The organism is Polaromonas sp. P1_E12, from assembly GCF_056405975.1.
The window spans coordinates 1,023,509-1,039,178 of the sequence record NZ_JBFUBB010000001.1; the positions used below are offsets into that span (position 1 = coordinate 1,023,509).

The following is a 15,670-nucleotide window of genomic DNA, read 5'->3' on the forward strand; positions in this document are numbered from 1 at the left end:
TTTTGGAAAAGAGAGCAACCATGACTTCACGCCGCAACTTTATCAATGTTTCCGCCCGCACTGCCGTGGCGGCCGGTTTGGGTTTGACGCTGGCAGGGTCACTGCTGACCGCCCAGGCCCAGCAAGCGCCCGTCACGCTGCTCAACGTCTCGTATGACCCAACCCGTGAGCTTTACGTCGAATACAACGCGGCCTTCAGCAAATACTGGAAAGCCAAGACCGGCCAGGATGTGACGATCAAGCAGTCGCACGGCGGCTCCGGCAAGCAGGCCCGCTCCATCATTGACGGCCTGGACGCCGACGTGGCCACCCTGGCCCTGGCCGGCGACACCGACGCGTTGGTCAAAAACGGCGGCTGGTTGTCGGCCGACTGGCAAAAGAAACTCCCGCACAACTCGTCGCCCTACACCTCGACCATCGTGCTGGCCGTGCGCCAGGGCAACCCCAAAGGCATCAAGGACTGGGACGACCTGATCAAGCCCGGCATCACCGTGATCACGCCCAACCCCAAGACCTCGGGCGGCGCCCGCTGGAACTACCTGGCCGCCTGGGAATTCGCCAAGCGCAAATACGGCAGCGATGCCAAGGCCAAAGAGTTCGTTGCCAAGCTGTACGGCAATGTCTCCGTGCTGGACACCGGAGCGCGCGGCTCCACCATCACCTTTGCCCAGCGTGCCCAGGGCGACGTGCTGATCGCCTGGGAAAACGAAGCCTACCTGCTCGAAAAAGAATTCGGCGCCAAGTTCGACGTGGTCGTGCCGTCGCTGAGCATCCTGGCCGAGCCCGCCGTCGCCGTGGTCGACAAAAACGTCGACAAGAAGGGCACCCGCGCCGTGGCCGAGGAATACCTGAAGTACCTCTACTCTGAAGAAGGCCAGGACATCGCCGGCAAGAACTTCTACCGCCCCGCTGTTTCGCAGAAAGCCATTGCCAAGTACGCCAAGCAGTTTCCCAAGCTGAACCTGTTCACCATCGACCAGGCCTTCGGCGGCTGGGCCAAGGCTGATAAAGAGCATTTCGCAGACGGCGGCTCGTTCGATCAGATCTATACAAGGAAGTAACCCCCCGAAGCGGCCTGCGGCCGCCTCCCCCCGAGGGGGCGCCCGCTGCGGCCCGGCGAAGCCGGTTCCGCGCCGGCACTGGAATGAGATAACTGGCACACGCCGCTTGGCACTTAAGGCAAATCAGGAAGAACTTTAAATAATGTCCGTACAACAATCCGTGCTGCTTATTGCCGGCAGCCCTTCCGAACAGTCCCGCTCCGCCGCACTGCTCGACTCCGTCAGCGACAGGCTGGCCCTGCGGGGTGGCCTGGTGGTCGATCGGCTGAACATCCGTGAGCTGCCGGCTCAGGCTTTGCTGCTGGCTGAGTGGGGTCATCCGGCGATCGTCAAGGCGATTGACCAGATTGCCCGTGCGCGCGCCATCGTGGTGGCCACGCCGGTGTACAAGGCGGCTTACAGCGGCCTGCTCAAGGTGCTGCTGGATTTGCTGCCGCAAACGGCGCTGAAGGAAAAAACCGTGCTGCCGCTGGCCACCGGCGGCAGCCCGCACCACATGCTGGCGCTGGACTACGCCTTGCGCCCGGTGCTGCAGGCGCTGGCGGCCCGCCACATCCTGCCCGGTGTGTATGCCACCGATTCGCAGGTGCCGCAGTCGGCCGACAAGCGCTACGAAGTCGGCCCCGAGATCACCGTGCGTCTGGACGATGCGGTGCTGACCCTGCTGGCCGAAAGCTTCCGCATGGCGGCCACGACAGGCTTTGAGCCGGTGCATTTTTCGCGGGTGCGATGTAGCGTCTGACGCCCGTCCCGGTGCGCGGGGTTTGCAGGCCGCTGTGTAAGGCCTGCGCCATTGAATTCGCTGAATTTCAGCGCAACGAGTTTTAAACCAGTTTCAGGAAAATTTTTATGTCCATCCAAGCCATCAATGTCCGCAACCAGTTCCGCGGAAAAATCAAGGAAATCATCCGCGGTGACGTGGTGTCTGAACTCGACGTTGAAACCCCATGGGGCATCGTCACGTCGGTCATCACCACGCGGTCGGTCGACCAGCTCGAACTGGCTGTCGGCAGTGAAGTGGTGGCACTGGTCAAGTCGACCGAGGTGTCCATTGCCAAGCTGTAGGCCGTCCCGGGCGGGTTGATTGCCAAATTGCTGCCTGGCGCTTTATTGACGGGCGCAAGCAGCTATTAAAACCATAGCAATCCAGGGCCGTCCCGTTGTGATGAACAGCAGGGCGGCCGCCCGTGCGTGTGCCTTACTGCAGTTCGACGCCCGCCTTTTTCACCAGCTGCGCGTACTTCACCAGTTCGCTGCGAAAGTACTGCGCGGCGGCTTCCGGGCTGCCGGGGTTGATGGTGTTGCCCTGCTTGAGCATGGCTTCCTTCACTTCGGGCGTGGCATAGGCGGCAACCACCGCGTCGTGGATGCGTTTGACGTCGGCCGCCGGCAGCTTCGCGGGGCCTATCACCGCGAACCAGCCTTCCATGTTGTAGTTGGGCAGGCCTTGTTCCGCAATGGTCGGAATGTCGGGCGCCGCGGGTGAACGGGCGCTGCCGCCCACACCGATGGCGCGCAAGGCGCCGCTCTTCAGGTGCGCCTGCACGGCAGGGAGCGCCAGCACGCCCATGTCCACCTGCCCGCCGATCATGTCGGCAACCATGGGGCCCACGCCCTTGTAGGGAATGTGTTTGGCCTTGACCTGTGCTTCGTCCAGAAACATCTGCGCAGCCAGGTGCAGGATGGTGCCGTTGCCCGACGACGCATAGTTGTAGGCGTCGGGTTTGGCCTTGAGCAGGGCGACCAGCTCTTTCACGTTGGTGGCCGGCAGTTTGGCGGGGTTCACCACCAGCACCATCGGCGTGGTGCCAATGACGGTGATGGGCGTGATGTCGGCCACCGGGTCGAACGGCAGCGACTTGTAGACGCTGGGGTAGATCACGTGGTTGTTGGACACCACGCTCAGCGTCATGCCGTCGGGGGCAGCCTTCACAAGCGCGGACGTGCCGACAATGCCGCCTGCGCCGGGCTGGTTTTCAATCACCACCGGGTTGCCCAGCGCCTTGCCCAGCGCAACACTGGCCGCTCGCACGATGGTGTCCACGCCCGAACCGGCGCCCACCGGCAGGATGAAGCGCACCACCTTGTCGGTGGTCTGGGCCATCAATCTGCGCGGCGAAGCCAGGAAGGCGCCACCGGCAAAAAGGGCGCCCAGTCCCCAGAGGGCCTGGCGCCGGGTTGCGGGTTTGTTGCTCAAGGCTGAGGTATCGGTACTGCGGATCATCTTCATCTTCGGGGTCATTTTGTCTCCTTCATTGTCGTGAGTCGCGCAAATCGGCTGGCAGGTTCAACTCACTGCCTCAACTGACGGCCGCTTGCCGGTGCAGGTCATCCATTTCACCCGTGCTGTAACCCAGGCCTGCCAGCAACTCGCGGGTGTGTTCGCCCAGCGTGGGCGGGTGCAGGCGAACCCCCAGGCGCTCCCCCTGCATGGTGATGGGGAATAGGGTGGTTTTTACCATCTGGCCGGCCTTGGGGCCATCGGGCAGGCGCACATCGGCCAGGCCGCCGGTGGCCAGCAAATGTTCGTCGTCGAACAGGTCTTCGGGCCTGCGGATGGGGGCAAACGGCAAGCCGGCTTTTTCCATCACGGCTGAAAGCTCGGTAGCGCTGCGCGGGGCCAGCCGCGTCGCCAGATCCTTGAGCAACGCGGGGCGCACCGCCACGCGCTGGTTGTTGGTGGCCAGCGCCGGGTCGGCCTTGAGGTCGGGAAAGCCCAGCACGGTGCAAAAGATCTGCCACTGCGCGTCGCTCACGGCCGCCAGGAAGATCTGTTCACCGTCCCTGACCGTGAACACGTCGTACACCGCCCAGGGGTTGTCGCGCGCGGGCATGGGGGCCGGGTGTTTGCCTGTCATGGCGTACTGCAGCATGTGCTGGCCCATCAGGAAGACATTGTTTTCATACAGTGCCGACTGCACTTCCATGCCCTTGCCGCTAATGCCTCGCTGGATCAGCGCGCCCAGCGCCCCGATGGCACCGAAGAGCCCGCCCATGATGTCGTTCACGCTGGTGCCGGCGCGCAGCGGGTCGCCGGGCCGGCCCGTCATGTAGGCCAGGCCCCCCATCATCTGCACCACCTCGTCAAGCGCGGTGCGGTGGTCATAGGGGCCGGGCAAAAAGCCTTTGTGGCTGATGTAGATGATGCGCGGGTTGACGGCGCTGAGCGCGGTGTAGTCCAGGCCGTACTTGGCCATGGTGCCGGGCTTGAAGTTTTCGGCCACCACGTCGGCGCTGGCGCAGAGCTTGCGCGCCACTTCGGCGCCCACCGGGTCGTGCAGGTCAATGCCGATGCTTTTCTTGTTGCGATTGAAGAGCGGAAAGAAACCCGAGCCGGCACCCAGCAGGCGGCGGGTCCGGTCGCCGTCGATGGGCTCGACCTTGATGACTTCGGCGCCCATGTCCGCCAGCACCATGCCGCAGGTGGGGCCCATGACCATGTGGGTGAACTCCACCACGCGCAGGCCGGCCAGCGGCTGTGGGGTGGCGGCTTCGGGGATAGTTTGCATGCAGGTGTTCCGGGGGAAAAGTTCAAGCTGCAGCGGGGGCAGCAGATGCGCGCATGGTTTTGGGCAGGCCCGCGCGCCACAGCGTGCCGTGCAGCGTTTCGCCTTCAAGCCAGCCCGCCACCCGGGTGCGCAGCGCCATCAATTTGTCAAAGTCAATGCCAGTTTCGATACCCATGCTGGCCAGCATATAGGCAAGGTCTTCAGTGGCCACGTTGCCGCTGGCGCCGGGCGCATGCGGGCAGCCGCCTATGCCGGCCAGGCAAGCGTCAAAGCGCGTCACGCCGGTTTGCAGCGCGGCATACACGTTGGCCATGCCAAGGCCGCGGGTGTCATGAAAGTGGCCGCAGTTGAGTCGCTCACCGGCCACCTCAAAAGCCTGCTCAAACAGCAGGCGAACCATTTCCGGGTCGGCGTAGCCCACGGTGTCTGCCAGGCCCACGCGGTCGGCACCGGCGTCCAGCACGGCGCGCAGCAGCCGCAGCACCTCGGACGGCTCGACCCGGCCCTGCAGCGTGCAACCAAAGGCGGTGCTCATGCCGACTTCAATCACGATGGGCGAGCCCGATGCATCACGCAGGTCGCGGATGCGGGCGATTTCTTCGACCACCTCATCGGGCGTCTTGCGCAGGTTGGCCAGGCTGTGGGCGTGGCTGGCCGAAATCGGCAGCAGCATCAGGTCGGCGCCGGATTCGATGGCGCGTTCGGCACCCTTGAGGTTGGGCACCAGCACCGACGTGACCAGGCCGGGCAGTGTTTTGGCAAAGGCCACCAGCTCGGCGGTGTCGGCCAGCTGCGGCAGCAGGCGCGCCGGCACAAACGAGCCAACCTCGATTTCGCGCTGGCCGGCGTCGTAGGCCGACTGGATCCACTCCAGCTTGTGCGCGGTCGGCATCACGGCGGCAATGCTTTGCAGGCCGTCACGCGGGCCGACTTCACGAATCGTTGCCTGCCGGGGGAGGGCAGGCCTTGAAGGCAGGTTCACTGTGGTCTCCGTTGTCGTCTGTTCATTTTCGGGGTGCAGCTGCAGTTTAGAATTTCCCAAAGGGTTTGATTGGTCAATTTTGGAAGCACTGACGTTCCGCTTGGGAATATCAAATCTGCGCCGCTTTTCCAGGCGAGTTGTACGTGTACCCAGGAGCCGCCCATGAGAGACCTCGACATGACCACGCTGCGGCTGTTCGCGGCAGTGTGTGATGCGCGCAGCATTGCCCGCGCGGCCGAGCAGGCCAACATCGTCGGCTCGGCCATCAGCAAGCGGCTGGCCCAGCTCGAAGACACCGTCGGCACGCCGCTGCTGGTGCGGCGCCGCCGCGGTGTGGAGCCCACACCTGCTGGCGAAAGCCTGCTGGAGCACGCGCGCACCATGCTGGCCAGCGCCGAGCGCATTGAACGCGACATGGCCGCCTATGCCCAGGGCGTGCGCGGCCAGGTGCGCATCCTGGCCACGGCTTCTGTCATGGCCGAGTCCCTGGCCGACGATGTGGCGGCTTTTTTGCAGGAGCCGGCGCACCACGACATCCAGGTCGACATGGAAGAGCGCGTCAGCCCCGATGTGATTCGCGGCATCAAGGAGGGCGTGGCCTCGGTCGGCATCTGCTGGGACGCCGCCGACCTGAGCGGCCTGCAGTCGCGCAGCTACCGCACCGATCACCTGGCCATCGTGACCCACCCGTCGCACCCGCTGGCAGGCGAGAAAACCCTGCACTTTGAGCAGACGCTCGACTTCGAGCATGTCAGCCTTCCCGCGCACAGCGCTGTGCAGGTGCTGCTCTTGCGGGCTGCGGCGCTCAAGGGCAAGGTCGTTGTTCACCGCGTCATCGTGTCCAACTTCGAGGCCGCCTTGCGTGTGGTCCGCGCCAACCTGGCCATCAGCGTGGTGCCGCGCGAGGTGGCTGAGCCTTATGCCGCCACCTATGGCCTGCGTGTGATGCCGCTCGCCGACCCCTGGGCCCAGCGGCGCTTTGCCATCTGCTTTCGGGATGAGGCGGGTTTGTCGGCGGCGGCAAAGCTGCTGGTGGCCCATCTGGCGGCAAAAGGGTTGCCCGATGGAGGGTGAAAAGTACCGTAGACGCTCTGCGCGATATTTCGGGTGCTATCAAATCAGGAGCTACTTGCGCTTACCAGCATTGGTCTGCAGCTACTTTTCATCCATTAAACAGCGTTCAAAAGACGTTTGGTAACACCTGCAGGCACGCCAAATGGCCTCTGGAAGCCCGGGGAAAGCTTCCGGGCCTGCCGTTTAGAGGTAAAATAGGCCTCCAACCCACAGCAGACAAGCGCGAGCAGCTATAAAAAATATAGCGCGCAGGGCTGATCCAGGCTAGCCCGAAAGGGGGCCAGCAATCGCCGCAAGGCGGTTACCTGGTCCGCAAAGTGCTTGATTTAGGGGAAGGAAGCCCCAAATTCACTGCATGAACGCCACCCAACCCCATCCCCACAAAACCGACCTCACGGTCACCCACGTACTGGCCGAGCTGCTGGAACGGCTTGAGCACAGCGCGGTGCCGGTGGGTGCCGAGCAGTACCGCTCCGTGGTGCTGCACCTGGTCAACGAACTGGGCGATGTGGAACCCGGCATGGCGCTGGGCGCGCTGCTCGACACGCACCCGGCTGCGGCAGAGCTGTATGAAAACGTCAATTACCAGTATGCGGGCCTGTGCCGGTCTGCGCTGGACGCCTCGCTCGCTGCCGAGCTGAAGGCCAAAGAGGCCATTGAAAAGGCCATGAAACCCATCAACCCCCAACTGAAGGAAGACCCCAACCATGGCAAGAGCTGACGCCAAAACCGCCGTACTCGCTGACGGCCTGCGCTACAAGTCCAAGGTGTCGGGCTCACCGTTTGCTGCCACCACGTCATTTGGCGCTGCCACGATGTCGTGTTTCATGTGCGGCAAGCACCGCGCCCGCTCCCTGATGGGCACCCGTAAAGTGCTGGGCAAGTCCCAGGCCGTGTGCTCGCCCTCGTGCAAGGCACTCGACGAAGCCCTCGAAAACGCCGCCAACCAGGCCTGAAGCTGAACCACGGGCCGGCAACCGCCGGCCTCTACCTGGCTATTCACGGCTACCCACAACGCCGATGGGGCCGTACGGCTCCTTGATCACTGCGCACACCCGGGCGCATACTGTGCTGAAGACATTTTTCAATGTCTGAACACACAGCTAAAGGTGATTTTCATGGCCGCCTCGTCCCAACCCGACCCGTTTCTCGAACCCGACGATGCCATCGACCATATCCATGGCCCGGCGTCGGCCCCGGTCACTGTCGTGGAATACGGCGACTTCGAATGCCCGTCCTGCTTTCAGGCCTATGGCGCCCTAAAGGTGATGCTGCCGCACTTCGGGCGCCAGCTGCGTTTTGTCTTCCGGCACTTTCCGCTGCGCGAAGTGCACCCCCATGCCGAGCTGGCCGCCGAAGCGGCAGAAGCCGCCGGCGCGCAACACAAGTTCTGGCCCATGTACGAGTTGCTGTTTACCAACCAGCACCACCTCAAAGACAAGCACCTGCTCGACTATGCCGCTCAGGCCGGCCTGGACATGGCCCGCTACCAGAACGAAATGAACGATCACGTCTACCTGCAGCGCGTGCAGGAGCACATGCAAAGCGGCCGCCACCTGGGCGTGCGCTCAACGCCGGCGTTTTATGTCAACGGCGTGTTTTGTGATGTGTCGTTTGGGCTGCAGCATTTGCATGAGGCTATCGACAAGGTGTTGACCAGCCAGCAGACTTAACCGTCAACAGGCTGAAGCGGCGTCACCAACGTCTTCTGCAAAAACGCCAGGTCCAGCCAGCGGCCAAACTTGAAAGCCGCCTGTTTGATCGTGCCGCTGTGCTCAAAGCCCAGGCGCTTGTGAAGTGCAATGCTCACAGCGTTGTCCAGGTCAATCGCGCCCACCAGCAGGTGCATGCCTTGCGCTTCAGCCCTGGCCACAATCGCCTCCAGCAGCTTGCGCCCCAGGCCCAGGCCACGGCTGTCTTTCTCCACATAAACCGAATGCTCGACCGTGTACTTGTACGCCGGAAACGCGCGGAAGGTGCCGTAGCTCGCAAAACCCAGCAGCTTGCCGCTGCCGTCTTCCATCCCGATCACAGGAAAGCCGTTGGCACGCTTGGTAGCAAACCAGGTCACCATGCTTTCAGGTGCGCGTGGTTTGTAGTCATACAGCGCCGTCGAGTTGACGATCGCCTCGTTGAAGATGGCCAGGATCTGGCCGGCATGGCGTTCTTCATTGCATTCGACGAGATGCATGGGAAGTCCTTTCGCAGGGGTGTTCGTGTTGGGGGCCGTGTGGGGTCAATGTGGCGCAAATAGATCGTCTACTATAAGAGATTATTTATCCCCTATGATAGACGAATGTATTTCCCGTATTTGTCGTATTTCCCGGAAGGCACCCCATGACGATTGACGCCCTGATCGCGTCGCGGCTGCTGGCATTGCGCCAGGCCCGGAGCCTGAGCCTGGCGCAACTGGCCGAGGTGTCGGGCGTCAGCAAAGCCATGATCTCAAAGGTGGAGCGCGTCGAAAGCAGCCCGACCGCTGTGATCCTTGGCCGCCTCGCGGCCGGCCTGGGTGTGCCGCTGGCGCAGCTGCTCACCGAAGACAAGGAAGAAGAAACCGGCCGCAGGCTGCGGAAGAAGGCGGGGCAGTCCGTGTGGCGCGACCCGGAAGCCGGCTACCTGCGGCGCCAGGTGGCAGAGCGCGGGCCCGACCACGGCGTCGAGATGGTGGAGGTCGAGTTGCCGCGGTCGGCCAGGGTGGCTTACCCGCGATGGAGCGGCCAGCCCTACCGGCAGCGCCTCTGGCTGGTTGAAGGCGGCTTGCGCGTTGAATACGGCGACGAAATTTTCAAGCTCGAGCCCGGCGACTGCCTGGACTTCGGCGTTGACCGCCCCGTGGCTTTTAAAACCCTGGGGCGCAGCGCCTGCCGCTATTTGCTGGTCGTCTGGCCCGGCTGAATTTGTCGCCCCTTACCCATTAACTGGCCCATTAACCGGCGGCAGCAGACCCCGGCACAGCCGCGACGTCAAGCGCCGCATGGCGCGCACGTATGCGCCGCACCTGCAGCGCCGCCCCAATGATGTAAAGAAGCAAAAGCACGCCCGTGGCGGCTTTGAGCGCGGGCGCATCGGCGTTGGGCAACAGTGGCGCACCCAAGGGCAGGCGCGTTGATGTCTCTGTGATGGCCGGGATCATGTGGAACAAAAAGGTGATCGAATAGCCCAGCGTTTGAACATACGGCGAGGCACGGCCCAGCACCTTGGTGGTGCCCGCCACCCAGGCAATGCCCAGCACCAGCAAGGTGATGATGCCTAGCGCATGCGGCTTGCCGAAGCCGCCGTGCTGGAAGATGCCAAAGCCGGTGAGGCAGGTGAGCACGGTGGTCCAGATATACACCTTGCCCAGTGTGGACGCGGCGATGATTTCCTTGTCGCGAAAGAAGGCAATCACGGCAGCCGCAACGGCCACCAGGCTGATGGCGGTGTGGATCACACCCAAGTACGTCAAACCATAGATCATCGGAATCTCCTTGTGCCCCTGCCAGGTGAGGGACGTGGGGTTGAACAAGCTGACATGGGTACCCATGCAAACGCCATGCCGCGCAGATTGTTGCTGGTGACGCCGCTTTTGCCTATGACTTTTCGGCTTGCCCGGCCACGGCCCGATAATCGGTAGTACACCGTGGCCGCAGCGCGCCACTTTTTAGATCAGAAGTACTCATGAAAAAAACCTACCAGCTCAACATCGAAGGCAAAAATCGCGACCGCCTGCTCGATGCCGCCAAACACGACATCCGCAAATACCTCAAGCGCGAACGCGCCAAAGCCCTGCCCAAGGGCTTGGACTACTGGGACTTTGACTGCAAGTCTGGCGCGAGTGACGCCGCTGCTTCGGAGGTACCGGTGGCAGACCTCATCAAGTCGATTGACGAGATTGTGAAAGACGGTGCACCGCAGTTCTATGTGGAAGTGGTGGCCAAGGGCGGCGTCAAGGTGCCCCGTGCGCGCAATGAGGGTGATGACGACTTCGCTGACGTCGAATAAGCATGCGCAGACTCTTTGCACTCTTGCTGATGGCCGCAGTTGCCACCTCAGCGTATGCAGACCCGAATCTTGTCGGCCAGTGGAAGTCTGACTCCGAGATCAGCATGCGCTTCAATAACGAGCGCGCAAAGCTTGACAGCAAGACGGCCCTGTTTCTTTCGCAGCTCATGGGTCATATGACCCTGACCTTTACGGCAGATGCCATGACTTCCGAGCTGCCGGACCTGGAGACGAAAACGCAGGAGGGCCGAAAGAGGCCACTGACAGGTTTTCGCGAAACCCATCCGTACCGTGTCCTGGGCGTTGCTTCGGATTCGGTTGCAATCAAAACCGTTGCGCCAGTGACCGGCAGGGACACCATCGTTGTCTATAACTTCATAAGCCCAGACATGCTGTGGGTGTACGCAGGCGGCGAAGACAACTCGGAGAGTCTTCATCTTCGTGAATATTATGTGCGGGTGAAGGAAGTGCCCAAGCCCGATGTGCCGAAAAGCGCTCAACCCTAGAGAAGCCGCTCCCGCAAGAGGGCCCATTCAAGATTGATTCCCGAAAGCAGAAAATGTTGACCAGATGGAGCGGTAGTCAAAAGCGCCTGCAGCGATTCGTGTTTTTTCTGTTCGGCCTGTTTTTCGCATCCGTGGTTGCTGCAGCCGACAACTACGATTTAATGATGCGAGCCATTGAGCGCAACAATGTAGTGCAAGTCAAAGCGCTGATTGCCGGCAAGATTGATCCCAACCTGCTCAAGGACAGCCGGGCATCCCCAACGTTTATGACATTCGCCGCCTATCACGGCCGGACGGAAATACTGCAACTTCTTCTGGGTGCAGGCGGCGACGTGAACAACCGGGATGGAGACATGCAGACCCCTCTGATGCAGGCAAGCAGCCGTGGCCACATTCGTGCCGTGAAACTTCTTGTCAAAGCGGGTGCGAGTCTCAATGAAGTTTCGAAGTGGGGCGACACCGCTTTGGCCCAGGCGCGTCAAGCCGGTCATGGCAAGATATCAAAACTATTGATCGATGCAGGAGCGACCCCTTGACCTCTAACCGCTTATTGCCGGCGTGGGGCTGTGCATTGAATCCTTCCCATGCCTAGTCGCATAGTTCAGCGCCCTGCGACCGAGGCTGAGAAAACCTTCCTGCGGGAGACGCTTGCGAAGGCACCCACAGCGGCACGTCGCTGGAAGGAGGGTATCGAGAATGCGCTGGTGATGTGGGCCTCGAGCTTGCTAGCCGCCGTCGTCATCTGGTTGGGCTTCGCCTGGCTTGCACGCAAACTGTTCGATGCTGATTTCGGCATGCACAGCCCTGCCGCAATCTGGATTTGGGGAATCGCAATATTGCTCACCGCCGTCTTTGCGGTTGTCTCCAGCGTTCGATGGATTTCCGGTTGGAAGGACTATCGTCCGGAGTTGCAGGCCGATATCGATGCAGCGCTGGTTGCCGAGGAGCACTATGTCTTCATCGAAGCCAAGCGGTTCCAGGAGCAGGAACACGGTGGATTCATCTATTTCCTGCGTACCGTAGACAACAAGGTTTTCACGCTCTTTGACCACGAGAGCCAGGACCTGGCGCTTCAGGGGGACGCACCTCTGAAAAGCCGCTTTGTGCCCAGGTCCTCACTGGTCATGGTCAAGGCGCCCAGGGCAGACTGGGTCATCAGCAAGAATTTCTCCGGCGAGGTGCTGGAAGCTGGCGAGACGATAGACCTTGACCTGGATCCAAAGGACTGGCCGGAGTCCGAAAGCTATTGCAATATTCCCTGGGCTGAACTGGAGGCCAGGGCGGGAGGGAGTGGAAGCTCGGCTGTCCATGGATAGAAGCCCAGAAGCCCCACAAGGCCCTTTCCCCGAAACCATCAGGCAGGGCGATGTGTTCTGGATAGAAGCTGATCCCTCACGTGGCTCCATCCCCGGCTCCCCGCATCCCCATGTCGTTGTGCAAGACGACCTGTTCAACCGCTCCCGCATCAGCACCGTTGTTGTCTGTGCGCTGACCTCCAACCTGAACCGCGCGACCGAGCCAGGTAATGTCTTGCTGGAGCCCGGTGAGGGGAGTCTGGAGAAGCAAAGCGTGGTGGTTGTGTCTCAGGTGTCTTCCGTGTACAAAACACATCTGGGTGCGCATATCGGGACGCTGTCGGGTGAGAGGGTTCAGCAGATACTGGCGGGTATGCGGTTTCTCCAAACCTCGTTTCTCCATCGATAGTTCCGAAAGCACCGTGTCAGGCAATTTCTGCCGCCTGTGCCCATTGTTCGCTACCTGAAGACCCACACCATGCAAGCGCCGAGCCCTTCCACCATCACATTGCTTGTGCTTCTTCCTCTGATCGCGTGGCGCGTCTATGCGCGCTTTCGCCGCATGGTCGGGCGGCAACGCCTGTCGAGGATCCGCCCCTGGATCACTCTGGCCATCTTTCCCGTCCTGCTTGTTTTGCTTGGCTTCGCCGCGCATGAACACCCCGAACGGCTTGGGTGGCTGGCCGGTGGCCTGGGCCTAGGCGCATTGCTCGGTGTTTTCGGATTGAGCAAGACGCGCTTTGAACCAACACCCCAGGGCCTGTTCTACACGCCCAACGCTCACCTGGGCATCGCGCTTTCGTTACTGTTCGTCGGGCGCATCGCCTATCGCTTGTTTGAGATCTACACCGCAGAACCGACAGTGCAACACGGAATGGGCGACTTCGCACGCAGTTCGCTTACGCTCGCTGTTTTTGGGCTGCTGGCGGGTTACTACATCAGCTACGCGATTGGTCTTGTGCGCTGGCGATTCCGTGTTCTGCGGGCTAAGAGGGAGCGTGAGGCGCTGAGACCAGATGCTTAGTGTTCCATGAGGGTGTCAGAACCTAAAGGCCTCTTCAAATCGCGCTGCGAAACCTAACTAACGTGGCGGCCCAGTATTACTATCGAGCGGCTAGCAGTTCCAAACGGCCTCGTAATATTTCTTAAAACGCGTGCTTGGTTATCGTGTCTGAATCCCGACTGGCGGGGGTACTGAAGTGGATGACGGAAAAACAACTATTGGAGTTGAAGAAATGGGCTGAGCCGAAGACGCGCCGCTTATAACTGCCGTCCCGAGGGACGGTTTGCTTGTCCCGATTTTGAAAATTAGCGCTGCGGTAATTAATACAAGCGAGACTGCAAACCACTTTGCAGCACGGTACGCTAACTCACCTTTTTTAACTCGTTCCCATTCGGTTTTTAGCACCTCCCGCGCTTGAGTTGCGGTGCAATCAATCCCCTCCAAAACCGCATTCACGTCTTGCGAACTACCGTTAAAGTATTGACTTACCAAAGTGGTGCTCGATGTCATGAGCCGCTCTAGCTCTATATGGGGCTGCTTTTTTTGATTTAACCGAAGCCTGATTCGGTATGAGCATTCGGCTGCCTGGTGCCGCAGTTTTGTTGTCGTGGATTCGTCGATAGGAAGTGGATTCTTCTCTTCCTTGCTCCAGCTAAATCGAATTTCTTGAACAGCGCGAGTGCAAGTTCTACTGGCTGACAAGAAATTTGCCAAGTCTTCGCGTAGCCCATCAATCCAAGCTTGTCGAAATTCCGATATCTTGTTTTCTTTGTTAACGATTAAGGTTAGCCCGGCTATCGCCCCCGCCAGTAGTGCGGCAATAAGCGTCACCATGGGCACTAACGCTGTGACATCAATTTCCATATTCTTCTCAGTTGTAGCAATCTCGGAGCCGATTCAGATCACCGGCGATATACAAGCTCGCATAGTAAGAGGTTTGTACAAGTCGTCTCTCCTCCAAACAGACTAGACCTCACTCACCCTTGGCAGAGCCAGCCGCAGCCCGCAACTTGTCCTTCTTGCTAGGCCGCTTCCCCTTGATCCCACCGGTCCCCGCAGGATCGGCTGGATTCATCACCGCAACTTCCACCCGCTCAAACCCCACGACTTGCTCACGCGCCACCTTGATGCCCAGGCGCTTTTCGATCAGCTTGAAATGCGCCTCAGTCGCTGCACTCACAAAACTCACGGCAATACCCGATTCACCGGCGCGGCCGGTGCGGCCTATGCGGTGGGTGTAGTCGGTCACTGAGCGCGGCAAGTCGTAGTTCACCACTACCGGCATTTGCGCAATGTCGATGCCGCGTGCGGCGACATCTGTGGCGACCACCACCTGCACGGCCTTGATCTTGAAGTCCTGCAGCACCTGGGTGCGTTTGCCCTGGCTGAGTTCGCCGTGGAAGGGTTCGGCTTCGATGTCTACTTTGCGCAGCTTGTCGGCCACGATTTCGGCGGCGTGTTTGGTGGCAACGAAGACCAGCACGCGTTCCCACTTTTCGGTCTGCACCAGGTGGCGCAGCAGTTGGGTGCGGCGGGGGGCGTCGACTTCGATGGCGCGCTGGGTGATGTCGGGCACGGCCTGCACCACGGCCTCCACCTCAATGCGCCGCGGGTTGCGCAGCAGGCTGGCTGCCAGCGCTTCTATGGCGGGCGGGAAGGTGGCTGAGAAAAATAGCGTTTGGCGTTTGGCTGGCAGCAGCGCCAGGATGCGGTTGAGTTCTTCGCCAAAGCCCAGGTCCAGCAGGCGGTCCGCTTCGTCGAGCACCAGGGTGCCGGTGTTGCCCAGTGTCAATGCGTTGTGGTCAATCAGGTCCAGCAGGCGGCCCGGCGTGGCGACCACGATGTCGGCGCCGCCGCGCAGGTTCATCATCTGCGGGTTGATCGACACGCCGCCAAACACGATGGCGACCTTGATCCGCTTCGGCAGGTATTTGGCAAAACTGACGATGGCCTCACCGACCTGCGCGGCGAGTTCGCGTGTGGGTACAAGAATCAGCGCGCGCACGGGCCGGTGCTGACCGGTGTTAGTGGCTTGTGAATTGACCAGCTGTTGCAGCAGCGGCAGCGAAAAAGCCGCCGTCTTGCCGGAGCCCGTCTGGGCAGAGCCGAGCACGTCGCGCCCTTCAAGAATGGCCGGAATGGCGGCGGACTGGATGGGGGTGGGCGCGGTGTAGCCTTTTTCCTCCAGGGCGCGCAGCAGCAGCGGCAAAAGCGAGGGCGTAAAACCGAGTGAGCTAAAGGGCATGGGGAAAGTGT

General features: G+C 61.1%; 21 protein-coding genes. 14 read left to right on the top strand and 7 right to left on the bottom strand.

Annotation, left to right across the window (positions count from 1 at the left end; genetic code table 11):
* Positions 1-20: 20 nt before the first annotated feature.
* The 3 genes from AC1D13_RS05030 to AC1D13_RS05040 all read left to right on the top strand — a co-directional run bounded on the left by AC1D13_RS05030 (position 21) and on the right by AC1D13_RS05040 (position 2,126).
* Positions 21-1,061, top strand: coding sequence for a sulfate ABC transporter substrate-binding protein (locus AC1D13_RS05030; RefSeq protein WP_457278584.1), 1,041 nt, complete (start codon positions 21-23; stop codon positions 1,059-1,061).
* Positions 1,062-1,203: 142 nt separating this feature from the next.
* Positions 1,204-1,803, top strand: a complete 600-nt coding sequence (gene ssuE / locus AC1D13_RS05035; RefSeq protein WP_457278583.1) for an NADPH-dependent FMN reductase — start codon at positions 1,204-1,206, stop codon at positions 1,801-1,803.
* Positions 1,804-1,910: 107 nt separating this feature from the next.
* Positions 1,911-2,126, top strand: coding sequence for a TOBE domain-containing protein (locus tag AC1D13_RS05040; protein ID WP_457278582.1), 216 nt, complete (start codon positions 1,911-1,913; stop codon positions 2,124-2,126).
* Positions 2,127-2,259: 133 nt separating this feature from the next.
* Here AC1D13_RS05040 and AC1D13_RS05045 read toward each other — a convergent pair whose 3' ends face one another.
* Genes AC1D13_RS05045 through AC1D13_RS05055 form a run of 3 tightly spaced genes read right to left on the bottom strand, consistent with a single transcriptional unit; the run spans position 2,260 to position 5,552 of the window.
* Positions 2,260-3,303, bottom strand: a complete 1,044-nt coding sequence (locus AC1D13_RS05045) for a Bug family tripartite tricarboxylate transporter substrate binding protein (protein ID WP_457278581.1) — start codon at positions 3,301-3,303, stop codon at positions 2,260-2,262.
* A gap of 58 nt (positions 3,304-3,361) precedes the next feature.
* The gene (locus tag AC1D13_RS05050; RefSeq protein ID WP_477689062.1) at positions 3,362-4,570 is read right to left on the bottom strand and encodes a CaiB/BaiF CoA transferase family protein; all 1,209 of its coding nucleotides are present in this window, start codon (positions 4,568-4,570) and stop codon (positions 3,362-3,364) included.
* 22 nt (positions 4,571-4,592) lie between these two features.
* Complete coding sequence (locus AC1D13_RS05055) at positions 4,593-5,552, bottom strand: hydroxymethylglutaryl-CoA lyase (RefSeq protein WP_477689063.1); 960 nt, start codon at positions 5,550-5,552, stop codon at positions 4,593-4,595.
* A gap of 162 nt (positions 5,553-5,714) precedes the next feature.
* Between AC1D13_RS05055 and AC1D13_RS05060 the strand changes: the two genes are divergently transcribed.
* From AC1D13_RS05060 to AC1D13_RS05075, 4 genes are all read left to right on the top strand, one after another.
* Positions 5,715-6,626 (top strand): LysR family transcriptional regulator, encoded by a 912-nt coding sequence (locus AC1D13_RS05060; protein ID WP_477689064.1) that lies wholly within the window; start codon positions 5,715-5,717, stop codon positions 6,624-6,626.
* 355 nt (positions 6,627-6,981) lie between these two features.
* Positions 6,982-7,347: a hypothetical protein gene (locus tag AC1D13_RS05065; protein ID WP_457278577.1), complete on the top strand. Its 366-nt coding sequence runs from the start codon at positions 6,982-6,984 to the stop codon at positions 7,345-7,347.
* Positions 7,334-7,582, top strand: a complete 249-nt coding sequence (locus AC1D13_RS05070; protein WP_436154840.1) for a hypothetical protein — start codon at positions 7,334-7,336, stop codon at positions 7,580-7,582. The genes AC1D13_RS05065 and AC1D13_RS05070 overlap by 14 nt, the downstream gene beginning before the upstream one ends.
* Positions 7,583-7,744: 162 nt before the next feature.
* Positions 7,745-8,299 (top strand): DsbA family protein, encoded by a 555-nt coding sequence (locus AC1D13_RS05075; protein ID WP_477689065.1) that lies wholly within the window; start codon positions 7,745-7,747, stop codon positions 8,297-8,299.
* On the opposite strand, the gene AC1D13_RS05080 is transcribed toward AC1D13_RS05075, so the two are convergent.
* Entirely contained in the window at positions 8,296-8,817 is a 522-nt protein-coding gene (locus AC1D13_RS05080; protein ID WP_477689066.1) for an N-acetyltransferase family protein, read from the bottom strand. The genes AC1D13_RS05075 and AC1D13_RS05080 overlap by 4 nt on opposite strands.
* Positions 8,818-8,963: 146 nt before the next feature.
* Between AC1D13_RS05080 and AC1D13_RS05085 the strand changes: the two genes are divergently transcribed.
* The gene (locus AC1D13_RS05085) at positions 8,964-9,524 is read left to right on the top strand and encodes a helix-turn-helix domain-containing protein (RefSeq protein ID WP_477689067.1); all 561 of its coding nucleotides are present in this window, start codon (positions 8,964-8,966) and stop codon (positions 9,522-9,524) included.
* Between the two features lie 31 nt (positions 9,525-9,555).
* Here the strand turns inward: AC1D13_RS05085 and AC1D13_RS05090 are convergent, their stop codons facing one another.
* Positions 9,556-10,086, bottom strand: a complete 531-nt coding sequence (locus AC1D13_RS05090; RefSeq protein ID WP_477689145.1) for a hypothetical protein — start codon at positions 10,084-10,086, stop codon at positions 9,556-9,558.
* 200 nt (positions 10,087-10,286) lie between these two features.
* On the opposite strand from AC1D13_RS05090, the gene AC1D13_RS05095 reads away from it, so the two are divergent.
* From AC1D13_RS05095 to AC1D13_RS05120, 6 genes are all read left to right on the top strand, one after another.
* Positions 10,287-10,610, top strand: a complete 324-nt coding sequence (locus AC1D13_RS05095; protein WP_477689068.1) for a DUF6172 family protein — start codon at positions 10,287-10,289, stop codon at positions 10,608-10,610.
* Positions 10,611-10,639: 29 nt separating this feature from the next.
* Positions 10,640-11,116 (top strand): hypothetical protein, encoded by a 477-nt coding sequence (locus AC1D13_RS05100; protein ID WP_477689069.1) that lies wholly within the window; start codon positions 10,640-10,642, stop codon positions 11,114-11,116.
* A gap of 53 nt (positions 11,117-11,169) precedes the next feature.
* Positions 11,170-11,652 carry an ankyrin repeat domain-containing protein gene (locus tag AC1D13_RS05105; protein ID WP_477689070.1) on the top strand — a complete coding sequence of 161 codons (483 nt, stop codon included), beginning with the start codon at positions 11,170-11,172 and terminating at the stop codon, positions 11,650-11,652.
* Positions 11,653-11,700: 48 nt separating this feature from the next.
* The gene (locus tag AC1D13_RS05110) at positions 11,701-12,432 is read left to right on the top strand and encodes a hypothetical protein (protein WP_477689071.1); all 732 of its coding nucleotides are present in this window, start codon (positions 11,701-11,703) and stop codon (positions 12,430-12,432) included.
* Positions 12,425-12,820 carry a type II toxin-antitoxin system PemK/MazF family toxin gene (locus tag AC1D13_RS05115; protein WP_477689072.1) on the top strand — a complete coding sequence of 132 codons (396 nt, stop codon included), beginning with the start codon at positions 12,425-12,427 and terminating at the stop codon, positions 12,818-12,820. The genes AC1D13_RS05110 and AC1D13_RS05115 overlap by 8 nt, the downstream gene beginning before the upstream one ends.
* A 69-nt stretch (positions 12,821-12,889) precedes the next feature.
* The gene (locus AC1D13_RS05120) at positions 12,890-13,435 is read left to right on the top strand and encodes a CcdC protein domain-containing protein (protein WP_477689073.1); all 546 of its coding nucleotides are present in this window, start codon (positions 12,890-12,892) and stop codon (positions 13,433-13,435) included.
* Between the two features lie 138 nt (positions 13,436-13,573).
* Here the strand turns inward: AC1D13_RS05120 and AC1D13_RS05125 are convergent, their stop codons facing one another.
* A complete protein-coding gene (locus AC1D13_RS05125) occupies positions 13,574-14,278 on the bottom strand; it encodes a hypothetical protein (protein ID WP_477689074.1) in 705 nt (234 codons plus the stop codon).
* 109 nt (positions 14,279-14,387) lie between these two features.
* Positions 14,388-15,659, bottom strand: a complete 1,272-nt coding sequence (locus AC1D13_RS05130; protein WP_477689075.1) for a DEAD/DEAH box helicase — start codon at positions 15,657-15,659, stop codon at positions 14,388-14,390.
* Between the last annotated feature and the right edge of the window lie 11 nt (positions 15,660-15,670).

Bases quoted from the DNA above. Each gene is read 5' to 3' on its own strand.
- AC1D13_RS05090 (WP_477689145.1), bottom strand. From the start codon at position 10,086: ATGATCTATGGTTTGACGTACTTGGGTGTGATCCACACCGCCATCAGC.
- AC1D13_RS05070 (WP_436154840.1), top strand. From the start codon at position 7,334: ATGGCAAGAGCTGACGCCAAAACCGCCGTACTCGCTGACGGCCTGCGC.
- AC1D13_RS05100 (WP_477689069.1), top strand. From the start codon at position 10,640: ATGGCCGCAGTTGCCACCTCAGCGTATGCAGACCCGAATCTTGTCGGC.
- AC1D13_RS05050 (WP_477689062.1), bottom strand. From the start codon at position 4,570: ATGCAAACTATCCCCGAAGCCGCCACCCCACAGCCGCTGGCCGGCCTG.
- AC1D13_RS05120 (WP_477689073.1), top strand. From the start codon at position 12,890: ATGCAAGCGCCGAGCCCTTCCACCATCACATTGCTTGTGCTTCTTCCT.
- AC1D13_RS05115 (WP_477689072.1), top strand. From the start codon at position 12,425: ATGGATAGAAGCCCAGAAGCCCCACAAGGCCCTTTCCCCGAAACCATC.
- AC1D13_RS05095 (WP_477689068.1), top strand. From the start codon at position 10,287: ATGAAAAAAACCTACCAGCTCAACATCGAAGGCAAAAATCGCGACCGC.
- AC1D13_RS05105 (WP_477689070.1), top strand. From the start codon at position 11,170: ATGTTGACCAGATGGAGCGGTAGTCAAAAGCGCCTGCAGCGATTCGTG.
- ssuE (WP_457278583.1), top strand. From the start codon at position 1,204: ATGTCCGTACAACAATCCGTGCTGCTTATTGCCGGCAGCCCTTCCGAA.
- AC1D13_RS05130 (WP_477689075.1), bottom strand. From the start codon at position 15,659: ATGCCCTTTAGCTCACTCGGTTTTACGCCCTCGCTTTTGCCGCTGCTG.
- AC1D13_RS05045 (WP_457278581.1), bottom strand. From the start codon at position 3,303: ATGACCCCGAAGATGAAGATGATCCGCAGTACCGATACCTCAGCCTTG.
- AC1D13_RS05125 (WP_477689074.1), bottom strand. From the start codon at position 14,278: ATGGAAATTGATGTCACAGCGTTAGTGCCCATGGTGACGCTTATTGCC.
- AC1D13_RS05085 (WP_477689067.1), top strand. From the start codon at position 8,964: ATGACGATTGACGCCCTGATCGCGTCGCGGCTGCTGGCATTGCGCCAG.
- AC1D13_RS05080 (WP_477689066.1), bottom strand. From the start codon at position 8,817: ATGCATCTCGTCGAATGCAATGAAGAACGCCATGCCGGCCAGATCCTG.
- AC1D13_RS05040 (WP_457278582.1), top strand. From the start codon at position 1,911: ATGTCCATCCAAGCCATCAATGTCCGCAACCAGTTCCGCGGAAAAATC.
- AC1D13_RS05110 (WP_477689071.1), top strand. From the start codon at position 11,701: ATGCCTAGTCGCATAGTTCAGCGCCCTGCGACCGAGGCTGAGAAAACC.
- AC1D13_RS05065 (WP_457278577.1), top strand. From the start codon at position 6,982: ATGAACGCCACCCAACCCCATCCCCACAAAACCGACCTCACGGTCACC.
- AC1D13_RS05075 (WP_477689065.1), top strand. From the start codon at position 7,745: ATGGCCGCCTCGTCCCAACCCGACCCGTTTCTCGAACCCGACGATGCC.
- AC1D13_RS05030 (WP_457278584.1), top strand. From the start codon at position 21: ATGACTTCACGCCGCAACTTTATCAATGTTTCCGCCCGCACTGCCGTG.
- AC1D13_RS05060 (WP_477689064.1), top strand. From the start codon at position 5,715: ATGAGAGACCTCGACATGACCACGCTGCGGCTGTTCGCGGCAGTGTGT.